This window comes from Streptomyces nymphaeiformis, from assembly GCF_014203895.1.
Lineage (GTDB): Bacteria > Actinomycetota > Actinomycetes > Streptomycetales > Streptomycetaceae > Streptomyces > Streptomyces nymphaeiformis.
In genome coordinates, this window is record NZ_JACHJY010000012.1 from 25,235 (window position 1) to 39,720 (window position 14,486).

12 protein-coding genes and 1 pseudogene are annotated in these 14,486 nt (G+C 72.8%); 8 read left to right on the top strand and 5 right to left on the bottom strand.

What is annotated here, in order from left to right:
• Nucleotides 1–21 precede the first annotated feature (21 nt).
• Nucleotides 22–1,533: a class I adenylate-forming enzyme family protein gene (locus tag GGE06_RS34830; protein WP_116159493.1), complete on the top strand. Its 1,512-nt coding sequence runs from the start codon at nucleotides 22–24 to the stop codon at nucleotides 1,531–1,533.
• On the opposite strand, the gene GGE06_RS34835 is transcribed toward GGE06_RS34830, so the two are convergent.
• Nucleotides 1,502–1,882, bottom strand: coding sequence for an STAS domain-containing protein (locus GGE06_RS34835; RefSeq protein ID WP_116165377.1), 381 nt, complete (start codon nucleotides 1,880–1,882; stop codon nucleotides 1,502–1,504). The two genes, GGE06_RS34830 and GGE06_RS34835, sit on opposite strands and share 32 nt — an antisense overlap.
• A 162-nt stretch (nucleotides 1,883–2,044) precedes the next feature.
• Between GGE06_RS34835 and GGE06_RS34840 the strand changes: the two genes are divergently transcribed.
• The gene (locus GGE06_RS34840) at nucleotides 2,045–2,626 is read left to right on the top strand and encodes a sigma-70 family RNA polymerase sigma factor (RefSeq protein ID WP_116159494.1); all 582 of its coding nucleotides are present in this window, start codon (nucleotides 2,045–2,047) and stop codon (nucleotides 2,624–2,626) included.
• A complete protein-coding gene (locus GGE06_RS34845; RefSeq protein WP_116159495.1) occupies nucleotides 2,623–3,894 on the top strand; it encodes a maleylpyruvate isomerase N-terminal domain-containing protein in 1,272 nt (423 codons plus the stop codon). The genes GGE06_RS34840 and GGE06_RS34845 overlap by 4 nt, the downstream gene beginning before the upstream one ends.
• A 16-nt stretch (nucleotides 3,895–3,910) precedes the next feature.
• Here the strand turns inward: GGE06_RS34845 and purU are convergent, their stop codons facing one another.
• Entirely contained in the window at nucleotides 3,911–4,762 is an 852-nt protein-coding gene (purU, locus tag GGE06_RS34850; protein WP_116159496.1) for a formyltetrahydrofolate deformylase, read from the bottom strand.
• A 132-nt stretch (nucleotides 4,763–4,894) separates the two neighbouring features.
• On the opposite strand from purU, the pseudogene GGE06_RS34855 reads away from it, so the two are divergent.
• Nucleotides 4,895–6,076: pseudogene (locus GGE06_RS34855) on the top strand (RNA-guided endonuclease InsQ/TnpB family protein); the annotation flags it as partial.
• Between the two features lie 16 nt (nucleotides 6,077–6,092).
• Here GGE06_RS34855 and GGE06_RS34860 read toward each other — a convergent pair.
• Nucleotides 6,093–6,542 carry an SCO4402 family protein gene (locus GGE06_RS34860; protein ID WP_246532933.1) on the bottom strand — a complete coding sequence of 150 codons (450 nt, stop codon included), beginning with the start codon at nucleotides 6,540–6,542 and terminating at the stop codon, nucleotides 6,093–6,095.
• A 205-nt stretch (nucleotides 6,543–6,747) separates the two neighbouring features.
• On the opposite strand from GGE06_RS34860, the gene GGE06_RS34865 reads away from it, so the two are divergent.
• Nucleotides 6,748–8,022, top strand: a complete 1,275-nt coding sequence (locus GGE06_RS34865) for an ABC transporter substrate-binding protein (RefSeq protein ID WP_181924550.1) — start codon at nucleotides 6,748–6,750, stop codon at nucleotides 8,020–8,022.
• 6 nt (nucleotides 8,023–8,028) lie between these two features.
• On the opposite strand, the gene GGE06_RS43555 is transcribed toward GGE06_RS34865, so the two are convergent.
• Nucleotides 8,029–9,441 (bottom strand): hypothetical protein, encoded by a 1,413-nt coding sequence (locus GGE06_RS43555; protein ID WP_184932672.1) that lies wholly within the window; start codon nucleotides 9,439–9,441, stop codon nucleotides 8,029–8,031.
• A gap of 105 nt (nucleotides 9,442–9,546) precedes the next feature.
• Complete coding sequence (locus GGE06_RS34875; RefSeq protein ID WP_116159501.1) at nucleotides 9,547–10,929, bottom strand: NsdA family TPR-like regulatory protein; 1,383 nt, start codon at nucleotides 10,927–10,929, stop codon at nucleotides 9,547–9,549.
• Between the two features lie 269 nt (nucleotides 10,930–11,198).
• Here GGE06_RS34875 and GGE06_RS34880 point away from each other — a divergent pair, with 269 nt between their 5' ends.
• From GGE06_RS34880 to GGE06_RS34890, 3 genes are all read left to right on the top strand, one after another.
• Nucleotides 11,199–11,885 (top strand): bifunctional DNA primase/polymerase, encoded by a 687-nt coding sequence (locus tag GGE06_RS34880; RefSeq protein WP_116159502.1) that lies wholly within the window; start codon nucleotides 11,199–11,201, stop codon nucleotides 11,883–11,885.
• A 75-nt stretch (nucleotides 11,886–11,960) separates the two neighbouring features.
• A complete protein-coding gene (locus GGE06_RS34885) occupies nucleotides 11,961–12,851 on the top strand; it encodes an ABC transporter ATP-binding protein (RefSeq protein ID WP_116159503.1) in 891 nt (296 codons plus the stop codon).
• Nucleotides 12,848–14,476 carry a GumC domain-containing protein gene (locus GGE06_RS34890; RefSeq protein WP_184932673.1) on the top strand — a complete coding sequence of 543 codons (1,629 nt, stop codon included), beginning with the start codon at nucleotides 12,848–12,850 and terminating at the stop codon, nucleotides 14,474–14,476. The genes GGE06_RS34885 and GGE06_RS34890 overlap by 4 nt, the downstream gene beginning before the upstream one ends.
• Nucleotides 14,477–14,486 lie beyond the last annotated feature (10 nt).

Here is a 14,486-nt window from a genome sequence, read left to right on the forward strand (position 1 = left end):
GTCAGCCAAGAGGAGTACGGGATGAACGAGACCGCACACGCCCTGGGCGAGTCCCGCACGCTCTGGGAGCTCGTCGAGCGCCGCGCCGCCCTCACCCCCGACCGGCCCGTCCTCCTCCAGGACGACCGCGTCCTCACCTTCGGCGCCCTGCGCGAGCGCGCCGAGCGCTGCGCCGCCGGACTCCACGGGATGGGCGTGCGGCCCGGCACCGTCGTCGCCTGGCAGCTGCCCACCCGCATCGAGACCGCCGTGCTCTCCTTCGCGCTCGCCCGCATCGGCGCCGTGCAGTCCCCGGTGATCCCCTTCTACCGCGACAAGGAGGTCGGCTTCGCGCTGCGCGAGTCCCGGGCCGAGTTCTTCGCGGTCCCCGGAACTTGGCGTGGATTCGACCATGCGGAGATGGCGAGGCGGCTCGGCGCGCGCGGGATCTTCGAGGCCTACGAGGACCTTCCGGACGGCGACCCGGCCGTCCTGCCCCCGCCGCCCGCCTCCGGCACCGACGTCCGCTGGATCTACTGGACCTCCGGCACCACCTCCGACCCCAAGGGCGTCCTGCACACCGACCGCTCGCTCCTCGCCGGCGGCGCCTGCCTCGCCCACGCCCTGCACCTGACCGCCGAGGACGTCGGCTCGATGGCCTTCCCGTACGCGCACATCGCCGGGCCCGACTACACGGTGATGCTCCTGCTGTACGGGTTCCCGGCCGTGATGTTCGAGCAGTTCGCGCTGCCCGAGGCGCTCGACGCGTACAACCGGCACGGCGTGACCGTCGCCGGCGGCTCCACCGCCTTCTACTCGATGTTCCTCGCCGAGCAGCGCAAACAGCCCGGGAAGCCCGTCATCCCCACCCTCCGCCTGCTCGCCGGCGGCGGGGCGCCCAAGCCGCCGGAGATCTACCACGCGGTACGGAAGGAACTCGGCTGCCAGCTCACGCACGGGTACGGCATGACCGAGGTCCCCATGATCACGATGGGCGCCCCCGACGACACCGAGGAGAACCTCGCCGGCACCGAGGGCCGCCCGCCCGCCGGCATGGAGATACGGATCACCGGCGACGGCGAGGTCCGGCTCCGCGGCGAGGCCGTCTGCCGGGGCTACCTCGACCCGGCGCAGACGGCCGCCGCCTTCGACGAGGACGGCTTCCTCGTCACCGGCGACGTCGGGCACCTCACGCCGAGCGGCCATCTCGTCCTCACGGGCCGCATCAAGGACATCATCATCCGCAAGGGAGAGAACATCTCGGCCAAGGAGATCGAGGACCTCCTCCACCGGCACCCGGACGTGGGCGACGCCGCCGTCATCGGCCTGCCGGACGCCGAGCGCGGCGAACGCGTCTGCGCCGTCGTCGAACAGCCCCCGGGCGCCGCCCCGCTCGGCCTCCCGCAGGTCACGGCCTTCCTGCGGGAGGCCGGTCTTTCCGTCCACAAGCTGCCGGAGCAGCTGGAGGTGGTGGACGCGCTCCCCCGCAACGAGACCCTGCGCAAGGTGCTCAAGTACAAGCTCAGGGAGCGATTCGGCCCGGCACCCCGGTGACTCCGCCGACCGCCCCCGGCACGTCCTCGTACACGTCGAAGAGGCGGCGCACGCCGAGCGCGGAGAGCACCCGCCCGACGTGACCGTCCCTGTCCTCCTCGGGAAGGATCAGGCGCAGCCGGCCGCCGCAGGAGCGCAGCAGACGGCGGGAGGCGATCAGCACGCCGACGCCGCTGGAGTCGCAGAACCGCACGGCGGACAGGTCGACCACCAGGTCGTGGCGGCCGCCCGCGACGGCGTCGTGGACGCGGCGGCGTATCCGGGGGGAGGTGACCAGGTCCAGTTCCCCCCGGACACGGAGAACCGTCCAGGAGCCGTACTCGTCCTCGTCGACCTCGATCGTCGTCACGGTCGCCGCCTGCCCCACCGGCGGGCTCCGAAACCCCCGATCCCGGGGATGACGCTTTCCTTACCATCGCCATCCGCGTCAAGGGCGCACTTGCGGCAAACAGTCGTGCGTTGTCGGAGCGGCGCACTACCGTGGACGAGAACCTGAAGGGGCGGAGGCCGCATGGCGATGGACACACCACCGCGCTGGGACCGCAGGATGCAGCAGCGGCTGGCGCGCGGGGAGGCCGCTGCCCTCGGCGAGTTCTACGACCGGTTCGCCGCCCTGGTGCACTCCCTCGCCCACCGGGTCCTCGACGACGACGCGGCGGCCGACCAGGTCACCCGCGAGGTCTTCGGCTACATCTGGGAGAACCCCGACTCGTACGACCCGAAGCAGGGCAACATGCGCTCGTGGGTCGCCAAGCTGACCCAGCGGCAGGCCGTGCACCGGCTGCGGCAGGCCGAGGCCCTGGCGTACGCGGAGACGGGCGTCGGCTCCGCCGAGGAGCTGGAGCAGAAGGTCCACCGGGCCACGGTCGCCGCCCGCGCCGACTACATCGTGACGTCCATGCCCGCGCCGCTGCGCAAGGCGCTCGAACTGGCGTACTTCCAGCGCCGCGACTACCGCCAGACCGCCGCCGACCTCGGCGTCACCGAGGACGAGGCGCGCCGGCGCCTCCGGCTCGGACTCCAGCTGCTCTCCTCCGCGAACACCCGGCCGCTCGAAGGGTCCTCGCCGCCCGGCTACGGACGACCGCGGTGACCGGGGCGAACGGCGACGCGGACGACGTCGCACGCGCCCCGTGGATACCGGGACCGCGCCGGTCGGCGGACGACCACGCCGACCTGACGGCGCCGCTGCCGGAGGTCGCCGAGGCGCAGGGGGACGAACCGGAAAGAGACGAGGAGGAACCGGAGGTACAGGTACCGGACCTCTCTCACAACGTGCTCAAGTCCCTCCTCGGGGCCTGGGCGCTCTCGGCGTGCTCCGCCGGCGAGACCAGGGCCGTCGAGATCCACCTCACCGGCTGCGCGCCCTGCGCCGACGAGGCCCTGCGGCTCCGCGACGCGGTCACGCTCCTCCACGAGGACCGGGACCTGGACCTCGACCCGCTGCTGCGCTCCCGGGTCCTGGAGAACTGCCTGGGCCGCCGCCCGGCCCGCATCCCCGTGCCCGACTGGGTCACGCCGTACGACGCGGAGACCGCGCGGCTCGACGCGCTCCTCAGGGACATCGGCGAGTCCGAGTGGCACGCGCCGGTACGGCTCAAGTGGTACGAGGAGGACCGCGTGGTGCGCCGCAAGGCGACCGTCGCGGCCGTCATCGGCCACCTGCTCGCGGTGGACGGCCTGGTGTCCTCGGCGCTCGGCCTGGACGACCCGCTGGGCGCGGGCGTGCCGGAGCTGTCGCCGACGGAGCGGACGGAGGCGTTCTGGGCGGCGCTCGACCGGCCGCCGAACCGGTCCCTGCGCGACCCGTGGCGCGACCAGTCGCACACCCTGATCCGCACGGTCGCGTTCGCGGGCCGGGGCGTGGCGGACCTGACGGTGAGCTACAAGGACTTCGCCCTGCCCCTCCGGGACTCCCTCCTGGAGCGGGCCTTCGAGTGCTGGCTGCACGCGGACGACATCGCGACGGCGGTGGCCTACCCGTACGCGCCGCCCAGCGCGCCGCACCTCCACGACATGATCGACCTCGCGGCCCGGCAGCTCCCCGCGGCCCTCGCGAACCGCCGCCGCACGGGCCTCGCGGGCCCCGCGAAGGAACTCGTCGCGGCGGGTGCGGCGGGCCGCTCGCTCCACCTGGAGGTCGAGGGCGCGGGCGGCGGCCACTGGTACATCCCCCTGGACTCCCCTGCGGCCCTCGGCTCCCCGGAGCGGGCGGTGGCCCAGGTGGCCCTGGACGGCGTCGAGTTCTGCCAGCTGGTGGCGGGCCACATCACCCCGGAGGAGGCGGCAGCGGGCCAGGACGGCGACCGCGAGGCGATCCGCGACGTCCTGGCGGCGACGGCGTCGCTGAGCCGCCTGTAGCCGCCGTCCGCGGCTGCTACGCGAAGACCACCGTGCGGCGGCCGTTCAGGAGGATTCGGCGTTCCGCGTGCCACTTGACCGCCCGGGCCAGGGCCTGGCACTCGACGTCGCGGCCGATCGCCACCAGCTGGTCCGGGGTCACCTCGTGGCCGACGCGTTCGACCTCCTGCTCGATGATCGGGCCCTCGTCGAGGTCGGCCGTCACGTAGTGCGCGGTCGCGCCGATGAGCTTGACGCCGCGGGCGTGCGCCTGGTGGTAGGGCTTGGCGCCCTTGAAGCTGGGGAGGAAGGAGTGGTGGATGTTGATGATCCGCCCGGAGAGCTGCTTGCAGAGGTCGTCCGACAGGACCTGCATGTAGCGGGCCAGGACGACCAGCTCCACGTTCTCGGACCGCACGAGCTCCAGGAGCTCCGCCTCCGCCTCGGGCTTGTTCTCCTTGGTGACCGGGATGTGCCGGAACGGGATCCCGTACGAGCCCACCAGCTCCTGGAACTCCGTGTGGTTGGAGACGACCGCGACGATCTCCACCGGCAGCGCCCCGATCCGCGACCGGAAGAGCAGGTCGTTGAGGCAGTGGCCGAACTTGGAGACCATGAGCACGACCCGCATGGGCTGGTCGGCGCGGTTTATCTGCCAGTCCATGGCGAAGGAGTCGCCGACGGCGGCGAAGCTGGCCCGGAGCTTGTCGACCGTCACCGGGCTCTCGGCCGAGAAGTGGACCCGCATGAAGAAGAGACCCGTGTCGCGGTCTCCGAACTGCTGGCTGTCCTCGATGTTGCACCCGGTGATGAACAGGTAGCTCGACACGGCGTGCACGATGCCCTGCTTGTCCGGGCACGAGAGCGTGAGGACGTACTGGTCGGTCATCCCGTCAGCCTGCCACACCCCGCCCGCCCGGGAGACGACCGTCCGTCAGGCGGAACGCCTCAGGACCGGGTCACCGGCAGATTTCACGTTCAGCTGTGAGAGCGTTACTTTGCGAGAGTGACCACGACGGGCGTGAGGCGGGCGTTCAAGTACCGCTTCTATCCGACTGACGCGCAGGCCGCTGAGCTCTCGCGCACGTTCGGGTGTGCGCGAAAGGTTTACAACCTGGCGCTTGAGGCCCGTACGGAGGCATGGGCACGGCAGCAGCGGGTCGACTACAACCAGACCTCGGCCATGCTGACCGCGTGGAAGAAGACCGAGGAGCCGGCCTACCTCAACGAGGTCTCGTCGGTGCCGTTGCAGCAGGCCCTGCGGCACCTGCAGGCGGCGTTCACCGACTTCTTCGGCAAGCGGGCGAAGTACCCGCGGTTCAAGTCGCGGAAGAGGTCCCGGAAGTCCGCCGAGTACACCACGTCCGGCTTCCGGTTCCGGGACGGACGGCTCACGTTGGCGAAGATGTCCGAGGCGCTGGACCTCGTATGGTCACGCCCCTTGCCGACGGGGGCAGTGCCGTCGACGGTGACCGTGTCGCAGGACGCGGCGGGGCGCTGGTTCGTCTCGCTGCTGTGCGAGGACCCGTCCGTGAAGCCGTTCCCCGCCACGGACGCGGCCGTCGGCGTCGATGCCGGCCTGGACCACCTGCTGACCCTCTCCACCGGGGAGAAGATCGCCAACCCCCGGCATGAGCGCCGTGACCGTGCCGCTCTGGGCAGAGCCCAGCGGATCCTCTCCCGCAAGGCTCCGGGTGACGGCGCCAACCGTCGCAAGGCCCGGCGGAAGGTCGCCAGGATCCACGCCCGCATGGCCGACAGGCGGCGTGACGGGCTGCACAAGCTGACCATTCGACTCGTTCGTGAGAACCAAACGATCGTGATCGAAGACCTGAGCGTCCGCACCATGGTCAGGAACCGGAGCCTGGCCCGCGCCATCAGTGATGCGGCGCGGTCGGAGTTCCGGGGCATGCTGGAGTACAAGGCCGCCTGGTACGGGCGGGAAGTGATCGCCGTCGACCGCTTCTTCCCCTCCTCCACGCTGTGCTCCCAGTGCGGCAGGCTCGCCGAGAGCCTCCCGCTGCACGTCCGCACCTGGACGTGCGAGGGCTGCGGCACGACCCACGACCGGGACGTGAACGCGGCGAAGAACCTCAAGGCCGCCGGGCTGGCGGTGTCGGTCTGTGGAGCCGGCGCAAGACCCCGACGGAGAACTCCGGACGGGCAGCCGACGACGAAGCAGAAAACCCCACGGCGCAAGCCGCAGGACTCCCCCTCCTTCAGGAGGGGGAGGAAGTCAAGATACGGAGCACGTCGAGGGAGCGCGGGGGTGTGTCGGGGTCCTCGCCGTCGGCCTGGGCCAGGCGTACGTGGGCGTCGCGGGCGGCGCGTACGGCCTCGGGCCAGCCGGGGTGGGCGAGGTAGGCGGAGACGGGGGCGTCGGGTCCGACCTGGTGCATGATGCGCAGCACCCGCAGGACGGCGACGTCGACGAGGGCGGCCTCGCCGGAGTCGCGGAAGATCGAGCCGACGTACTTCTCGGCGGACCAGTTGTCGAGCCAGGTGTCCTCGACGAGGCGGTAGACGGCGTCGGTGACGTCGCCGTACCCCTCCTGGCCGGTCAGCCAGGTCGTCTCGTGGAATCCGGGGTCGGAGAGCATGTGCAGCGCCGAGCGCACGTTGCTGCGCCAGCGCCACCACGGCATGTCGTTGAGCGGCATGCCGCCCATGGTGGAGGAGCGACGGCCGCGACGGGAAGAGTTAACCGAACCGGAGACCGAACCGGGGACTGCACTGGACATCGTTCGATCGTACGTTCCCTTGTCCGGTAAGCGGACTCGCCCCCTCCTCTCCCCGGTCGCCCACCCCCGCAATTCACCTTCGCGTCACCCACCGTTGAACCGCGCTCACTCCCGCGTTACCCGTGAGGCGGAAATGTGCATGCCCATGACCGGTAGGCGACTTTCCTCACTCCTCGCGTACGTCACGACCGCGGCGACCGGAGCGTCGCTGCTCACCGGGTGCGGCGTTCTCCCTGGGGCCACGGGGGGCTCCAGGGAGCCCGTCACTGTGATGACCTGGGCTCCCGACCAGACCCGGGCCACCAACATGCCCGGAATGCCCGCCATGGCGCAGACCTACGCCCGCTGGGTCAACTCCCAGGGCGGCATCGACGGGCACGAACTGCGCGTCCTCACCTGCAACGAGCAGAACACCACCGCCGGCGCCGCCGCCTGCGCCCGCCGGGCCGTGCGCGAGAAGGCGGTCGCCGTCGTCGGCTCGTACAGCCAGAACGGCCGCGCCTTCATGGCCCCGCTGGAGGCCGCGGGCATCCCGTACATCGGCGGCTACGGCATCGCGGAGGACGAGTTCACCAGCCCGCTCTCCTACCCCGTCAACGGCGGAGTGGCCTCCCTCGTCGCCGGGCACGGCATGCAGCTCGCGGGCTCCTGCGACAGGGTCTCGCTCGTCCGCCCCGACACCACCGCGGGGGACAAGCTCCCCGAGCTCCTCGACTCCGGCCTGCACAAGGCCAGTCACCGGGGCGCCGTCGACATCCCGGCCCTGGAGGACGCCGCCGAGTACACCGAGCAGGCGGACCGGGCCCGCACCCGCGCCGGCGACGAGAAGGGCTGCGTGACCGCCGTCCTCGGCGAGCGCACCCAGACCTTCTTCGACTCCTTCCGCCGTCTCCCCCGGGAGGAGCGGAAGCAGAAGGCCACCGTCCGCATCTCCTCGGTCCTCGGCAGCGTCGACCAGCCCGTCATCGACCGCACCGGCGGCCCCCACAGCCCCTTCGAGGGCGCGTACGTCACCGGCTGGTACCCGGAGGCCGGCGACAAGAGCTGGGCGCCGATGCGCAAGGTCATCCAGGAGTTCGCCTTCGCCGACAACCGGGTCGACCCGGCCGACGCCGGCGTCCAGACCACCTGGATCGCCTACACGGTCCTCAAGGAGGTCGTCGAGAACCTCCACCAGGACGAGATCACGGCCACGGAGATCAGCCACGCCCTCGACCGCGGCGAGCGGATCGACACCGGCGGCCTCACCCCCAGCCTGCGCTGGAAGTACGAGGACCTGCTCGGCGCCCCCGGCTTCACCCGGATCGTCAACCACGAGGTGACGTTCCAGGTGGTCCGCCAAGGGCGGCTCGTGGCGCAGAAGCCCGGCTTCGTCGACGTCGGCGAGACCGTGCTCAGCGCCCCGTAAGCCCGCTCAGAGCTGGGTCCAGCTCCGCTTGTCGAGGCCGTACTTGTCGGCGGTCGGGTTCCACAGCCCGGCCGCCGTCTTCTTGGCGTTGGTGGCCTCGCCGCTCTTCGCGTCGCCCGCGGCCTTCTGGCTGGTCCCGCGGGCGTGGCCGCCCTTGCAGGCCTTCTTGCCCTTCATCTGGTCGGCCCAGGCCGCGTAGTGGTCGTCGGCGGCGGCCGAGGCCTGCCAGGCCTTGGTGAGCGCCGCCGTCAGCGCCGCGCTGTTCGGCAGCTTGTCGACCTTCAGCGACTGGAGCTTGGTGATCAGGCCCCGGCGCTGCTCGGCGGCGCCGCGCAGGTCGTTCGCCGCCTGGTCGAGGTCCTTGCACCGGCCGATGGCCGCCACCGAGTCGATGACCGTCTGGCGGCTGCTGCTGCTGGTCGCGAGGAGCGTGCTGAGCTCCTTCGCCTGGGGCTCCGCCGGGTCCGCCGGCTTCTCGGTGGGCTCGGTCGCCCCGGTGGAGGGCGCGGCGGAGCTCGCCGCCACGTTCTGCCCGGGGTTCTTGGAGTCGTTCTCGTCGCCGCCGCTGAGCAGCGCGCCGGCGCCGAGGCCGACGACCGCGCAGCCGACGACGACGGCGGCGATCAGCGCGAGCGGCGACTTGCGGCGCGGCTCGGGCTCGTCGTCGTAGTACGCGTCGTCGTAGCCGTACTGCTGCTGCGGGGGCGGCGGCGGCTGCTGGAGGTGCTGGGTCTGCTGCCGGTACGCGGCCGGGCCCGGCTGCTGGTAGCCCTGGGGCGCCGGCGGCGTCTCGGGACGGAACAGGTTGTCGAAGTCGGCGGGCGGCTGCCGCTCACCGGGCATCTGCCCCGGTACGGGGGCGATGTACTGGGTCGCGTCCGAGGCGCCGGCCGGCTGCCCGGGCCCCTGGTGCGCGAGCGGGCCCGTGCCGAGGAACTGGGTGTCGGAGCCCCCGCCCTGCTGCGGCGGCACCGGGGCGATGAACTGGGTCGCGTCCGAGGCGCCGGCCGGGGGCGGGTAGCCGTATCCGGGCTGCGGGGCGGCGGGCGCGGCCGGCGCGCCGGGGTTGGGGTAGCCGTAGCCGGGCTGGGGAGCCTGCTGGGCGGCCGGGGGCATCCCACCCGGGACCGGAGGCATTCCACCCTGGGCCGGGGGCATCCCGCCCGGGACCGGCGGGATGTGCTGGGTCGCCTGCGGGTCGGCGGCGGCCGGGGCACCCGGGCCCGGGTAGCCGTAGCCGGGCTGCGGCGGGGCCTGCTGCGGGGGTATCGGCGGCAGGTACTGGGTGGACTGCATGTCGCCACCGGCCGGAACCTCCGGCGGCAGCGGCTGCCCGCCCGGCTGTGCACCGGCGGGACCCCAGGCGCCGCCCCACGGCTGACCGCCGCCATGCTCCGGACCCTGTCCGTTCTGCGTCACCGGGACTCCCACTGATGGACCAACCTACGGAATCGTCGGCTCACGCTACCGGGTGCCGACAGGGCTCCGCACATACGTGTGAGACCCATTACACGGTTGACACGGTCACGCGGCGTACAGCTCCATCCGCGCGCCGAACTCCCGCACCACCGCCTCCCCCGCGTACGGCTCCAGGCGCTCCCGCAGGTCCTCCAGGTACTCCGCGCCCCGCGAGGACCGCAGCGTGCCGAGCAGTTCGAGCGCCTGCGTGCCCGTGCGGCAGGCCAGCTCCACCTCCCGCTGCTGGACCTGCGCGGAGGCGAGGAGCGCCAGGCCGATCGCGCGGCGCCGCGCCCGCGTCTCCGGGTGCCCGGCGATCGACTCCTGCGCCGCCCGCGCCGCCGCCTCGGCCTGCCCCAGGTCCCGGTAGCAGTGCGCCAGCTCGTCCGCGAGGTAGGCCGCGTCGAAGTGGGCGATCCACGCCGGGTCGTCGCCCGCCTCCGGATCGGCCTGCTCCAGGGCTCGTACGGCACGGCCCGCCGCCGCCTCGAAGGCGCGCACGTCGCCCATCAGCGCGTGCCCGCGCGCCTCCGCCGCGAGGAACATCGCCTCCGCGCGCGGCGGCACCTTCCCGCGCGCGCCCTCCTGCGCCGCCCGCGCGAGCTGGGCGATCTCCCGGGGGTTGCCGAGCTGCGCGGCGAGGTGGCTCATCGAGGCGGCGAGGACATAGCCGCCGTACCCCCGGTCCCCCGCGGCCTGCGCGAGCCGCAGCGCCTGGATGTAGTACCGCTGTGCGAGGCCCGGTTCGCCGGTGTCCACCGCCATGTACCCGGCGAGCTCGGTGAGTCGGGCGACCGCCGCGAACAGCTGCCGGCCGATCGCCTCCCGGTACGAGCCCGACAGCATCCCCGACACCACGCTGTTGAGGTAGTGCACGACCACCGGCCGCACGTGGCCGCTGCCGAAGCGCCGGTCGAGGTCGACGAGCGCGGCCGTCATCTCCCGTACCGCCGCGACGTCCGCGACCCCGACCCGGGCCCCGGCCGTCCGGGCCACGTGCGCGTCGGGGCCCGTGATCAGCCAGTCCCGGCTGGGCTCGACGAGGGCGGAGGCCGCGACCGTCGAGCCGCTCAGGAAGTCCCGGCGGCCCACGTCGCTGCGCCACAGCTCGCAGACCTGCTCGATCGCCCCGGGCACGGTCGGCGCGAACTGGAGCCCCACCCCGGCGGCGAGGTTCCGGCCGTTGGCCATGCCGACCTCGTCGATCGTGACCGTGCGGCCCAGCTTGCGGCCGAGGGCCTCCGCGATGATCCCCGGTGCCCGGCCGCGCGGCTGCTGCCCGCGCAGCCAGCGCGCCACCGAGGTCTTGTCGTAGCGCAGGTCGAGGCCGCGCTCCGCGCCGACCATGTTGACCCTGCGGGCGAGGCCGGCGTTGGAGCAGCCCGCCTCCTGGATGAGCGCCTGGAGCCGTTCGTTGAGCTGACGCGGAACGAGTGGCCTGGCTGCCATGAAGTACCCCCTGAGGCCGTGCGGTGATCACCGGAGAAGGGATCACTGCCCGGTTGATATCCGGTCAATGCCGATGTGAACACGCGAAACCGGACACGTCGGCGGCGCGAAGAGAACCCCCCGCCGCCGTCGCCCCCACCTCTGCGTACCCACGCCCGCTCCCCGGCCCTCCGCGCGCCCCCGCCAGTGCACCCATGCGCCCCGCGTGCAGGATCGATGCGTCAACACGCCCGCCACCGCGCCCGTAACCCCAGGTGACGGGGGAAGTTGTGCTGTCCGTGGAAGAGACCATGGGAGTCACGGAAGCCGCACAGATCCCCAAGCAGCGGGGCGAGCAGCTGCTGGACAGCGCCGTGCGGTACGCGGAAGAGCGGCACTGGGACGTGTTTCCCGGGACCTGGCTGGAAGCCGTCGAAGGCAGGGAGCGCTGCTCCTGCGGCGCGGACGAGTGCGCCGTGCCCGGCGCCCACGCGGTCAGGCCCGACTGGTCGACCCAGGCGACCGGGAGCGCGGTCGGGGCGCGGCGGATGTGGTCGAAGACGCCGAAGGCGTCGATCCTGCTGCCGACCGGCCGCACCTTCGACGCGATCGAGGTGTCCGAGTCGGCCGGCTTCCTGGCGCTCGCCCGCATGGAGCGCATGGAGCTGACGCTCGGCCCCGTGACCTGCACCCCGGACCGCCGCATGTACTTCTTCGTGCTGCCCGGCGCCGCGAACAAGGTCCCGGACCTCGTCCGCAAGCTCGGCTGGACCCCGGCCTCCATCGACCTCACCACGCGCGGCGAGGGCCACTACGTGGCGGCCCCGCCCACCCGGATCGGCGGCTGCGGCGCGGTGCAGTGGGCGCGGCGCCCCACCCCGGCGAACCGCTGGCTGCCGGACGCGGAGGAACTGATCAGCGCCCTCGCGTACGCGTGTGGCCGGGAAGCGGCGGAGGCCAGGAGCCGCACGCAGTGACCTGGAGGCCCGGACGGTCGCGCCCGTAGGGTGGCCCCGTAAGGATTACGGGGACCATCGAAGGGTTGACGGACCATGCCTGACCAGGCATTTGACGGGGCGTTCGACGGAGCGTCCGACACGGCGGGCACCGCACCGGGGGAAGGTGCGGTGCCCGCCGTACGCGTCGAGGGGCTGTGGAAGCGTTTCGGCCAGCAGATCGCGGTGAACGGGGTCGACCTCGTCCTGCCCGCGGGGAAGTTCATCGGGCTCGTCGGGCCCAACGGCGCCGGCAAGACCACCACGCTCTCCATGATCACCGGCCTGCTCCGGCCCGACCAGGGGCGGATCCTCGTCGCCGGGCACGACGTGTGGGCCGACCCGGAGTCGGTCGCCCAGGTCAAGGCCCGCATCGGCATCCTGCCGGAGGGCCTGCGGCTCTTCGAGCGCCTCTCGGGCCGCGAGCTCCTCGCCTACAGCGGCCGGCTGCGCGGTCTGCCGGGCGCGGAGGTCGACAAGCGGGCGGCGCAGCTCCTCGACGTGCTCGACCTCGCGGGCTCGCAGAACAAGCTGGTCGTCGACTACTCGACCGGCATGCGGAAGAAGATCGGCCTCGCCGCCGCGCTCCTCCACAACCCCGAGGTCCTCTTCCTCGACGAGCCCTTCGAGGGCGTCGACCCGGTCTCCGCGCAGACCATCCGCGGCGTCCTGGAGCGGTACACCTCCTCCGGCGCGACCGTCGTCTTCTCCAGCCACGTCATGGAGCTCGTCGAGTCGCTCTGCGACTGGGTCGCCGTCATGGCGGCCGGCCGGATCCGGGCCCAGGGCCCGCTGGCCGAGGTCCGGGGCTCCGCGCCCTCGCTCCAGGCGGCGTTCCTGGAGCTCGTCGGCGCGAACGGCCGCGCGGCGGCCGGGGACTCGCTGGACTGGCTGGGCGGTCCGGGTGCGGGCAAGGGCGGTCCGGGTACGAGCGGGGCCCAGCGATGAGCGCGACCGCCACGACCGCCGCCTCCCCCGTACCGTCCCTCACGTCCGTCTTCGTACGGCTCAAGCTGTCGCTCCTGAAGAACGGGCTGCGGCAGTCCGGCGGGCGGACCGCCGCGTACCTCGCGTCGATCGTCTTCGGCACCTTCCTGGCCGTCGTCGCCGTGCTCGGCTTCGTCCTCCTGCGGGGGCACGCGGACGCCGTCACCGTCGCGGTGCTCCTCACCGGGGTCCTCTCGCTGTCCTGGACGGTGATGCCGCTGTTCATCCCGAGCGGGGACGAGACCCTCGACCCCTCGCGGCTCGTGATGCTGCCCCTGCAGCCCCGGCCGCTGGTCCGGGCGCTGCTCGTCGCCTCCCTCGTGGGCGTCGGCCCCGTCCTCACCTCCGTCGTGGTCCTCGGCGCCTCCGTAGCCGTCGCGCACGGCGCGGCAGGCACCGTCGTCGCCGTCCTCGCCGTCCCGCTCGCGGCGGTGACGTGCGTGGCGCTGTCCCGCTCGGTGGCCGCCGCGAACGTCCGGCTGCTCACCTCCCGCAAGGGCCGGGACCTGGCCCTGCTGAGCGGTCTGGTCATCGCCGTCGGCATGCAGCTCGTCAACTTCGGCGCCCAGCGGCTCGGCCGCGCCGGCGGCCTGGAGGCCCTGGAGCCTGCGACGGCCGTCGTCGGCTGGCTGCCGCCGGCCGCCGCGATCGGCGCGGTCGACTCCGCCGGCCGCGGCGACTACGCGGTGGCGGCGGCCCGGCTGCTGCTCACGGCGGCGGCCCTCGTGGGCCTCCTGTACTGGTGGCAGCGGAGCCTGGTGCGGCTGATGGTCGAGCCGGACGGCTCCACGATCGGCGCGGCCGCCGACGCGGGTGCCGACGAGAAGAGCGGTACGGGGCGGCTCGCCCGGATGCTGCCGGGCGGCCGCACCGGCGCCGTCATGGAGCGCAGCCTGCGGTACATCTGGCGCGACCCGAAGACGAAGGCGGCGTGGGTGACCTCGCTCGCCGTCGGTCTGATCGTCCCCCTCTTCAACGCCTTCCAGGGGACGGGCTCGATCTACTTCGCCTGCTTCGCCTCCGGCATGCTCGGCATCCAGATGTACAACCAGTTCGGCCAGGACACCTCGGCGTTCTGGATGGTCGCGCAGACCATCTCGACGACGGCCGACGCGTACGCCGAACTCCGGGCGCGGGCCCTGGCGCTGCTGTCGGTCACGCTGCCGTACACGACGGTCGTCACCGCGCTGACCGCCGGTGTCCTCGGCGACTGGTCGGCGTTCCCCGAGGCCCTCGGCCTGGCGTTCGGCCTGCTCGGCGCGATGATGGCGACGGGCGCGGTGACCTCGGCGGTCTTCCCGTACTCGATCCCCCAGGACAGCGGCTACAAGAACGTCGCACCGGGGCAGGGCGGGCTCGCCTGGATGTCGATCATGGGCGGCATGATCCTGGGCGGGCTGCTGTGCTCCCCGCTCATCGCCGCGACGGTCTACCTCCACGTCTCCGACCGGCAGTCCCTGCTGTGGCTCCTCCTCCCGGCGGGCGCGCTCTACGGCGGGCTGCTCGTCCTGGCGGGCCTCAAGCTGGCGGCCCCGCGCACGGCGGCCCGGCTGCCGGAGATCCTGGCGGCGGTCAGCAAGGGCTGACGCCTGCCCG

What these genes read in the sequence shown, in the direction of transcription:
- GGE06_RS34840 (WP_116159494.1), top strand. Translation starts at nt 2,045, where the DNA reads ATGGCGATGGACACACCACCGCGCTGGGACCGCAGGATGCAGCAGCGG.
- GGE06_RS34890 (WP_184932673.1), top strand. Translation starts at nt 12,848, where the DNA reads ATGAGCGCGACCGCCACGACCGCCGCCTCCCCCGTACCGTCCCTCACG.
- GGE06_RS34830 (WP_116159493.1), top strand. Translation starts at nt 22, where the DNA reads ATGAACGAGACCGCACACGCCCTGGGCGAGTCCCGCACGCTCTGGGAG.
- purU (WP_116159496.1), bottom strand. Translation starts at nt 4,762, where the DNA reads ATGACCGACCAGTACGTCCTCACGCTCTCGTGCCCGGACAAGCAGGGC.
- GGE06_RS34860 (WP_246532933.1), bottom strand. Translation starts at nt 6,542, where the DNA reads ATGGGCGGCATGCCGCTCAACGACATGCCGTGGTGGCGCTGGCGCAGC.
- GGE06_RS34875 (WP_116159501.1), bottom strand. Translation starts at nt 10,929, where the DNA reads ATGGCAGCCAGGCCACTCGTTCCGCGTCAGCTCAACGAACGGCTCCAG.
- GGE06_RS34885 (WP_116159503.1), top strand. Translation starts at nt 11,961, where the DNA reads ATGCCTGACCAGGCATTTGACGGGGCGTTCGACGGAGCGTCCGACACG.
- GGE06_RS34865 (WP_181924550.1), top strand. Translation starts at nt 6,748, where the DNA reads ATGTGCATGCCCATGACCGGTAGGCGACTTTCCTCACTCCTCGCGTAC.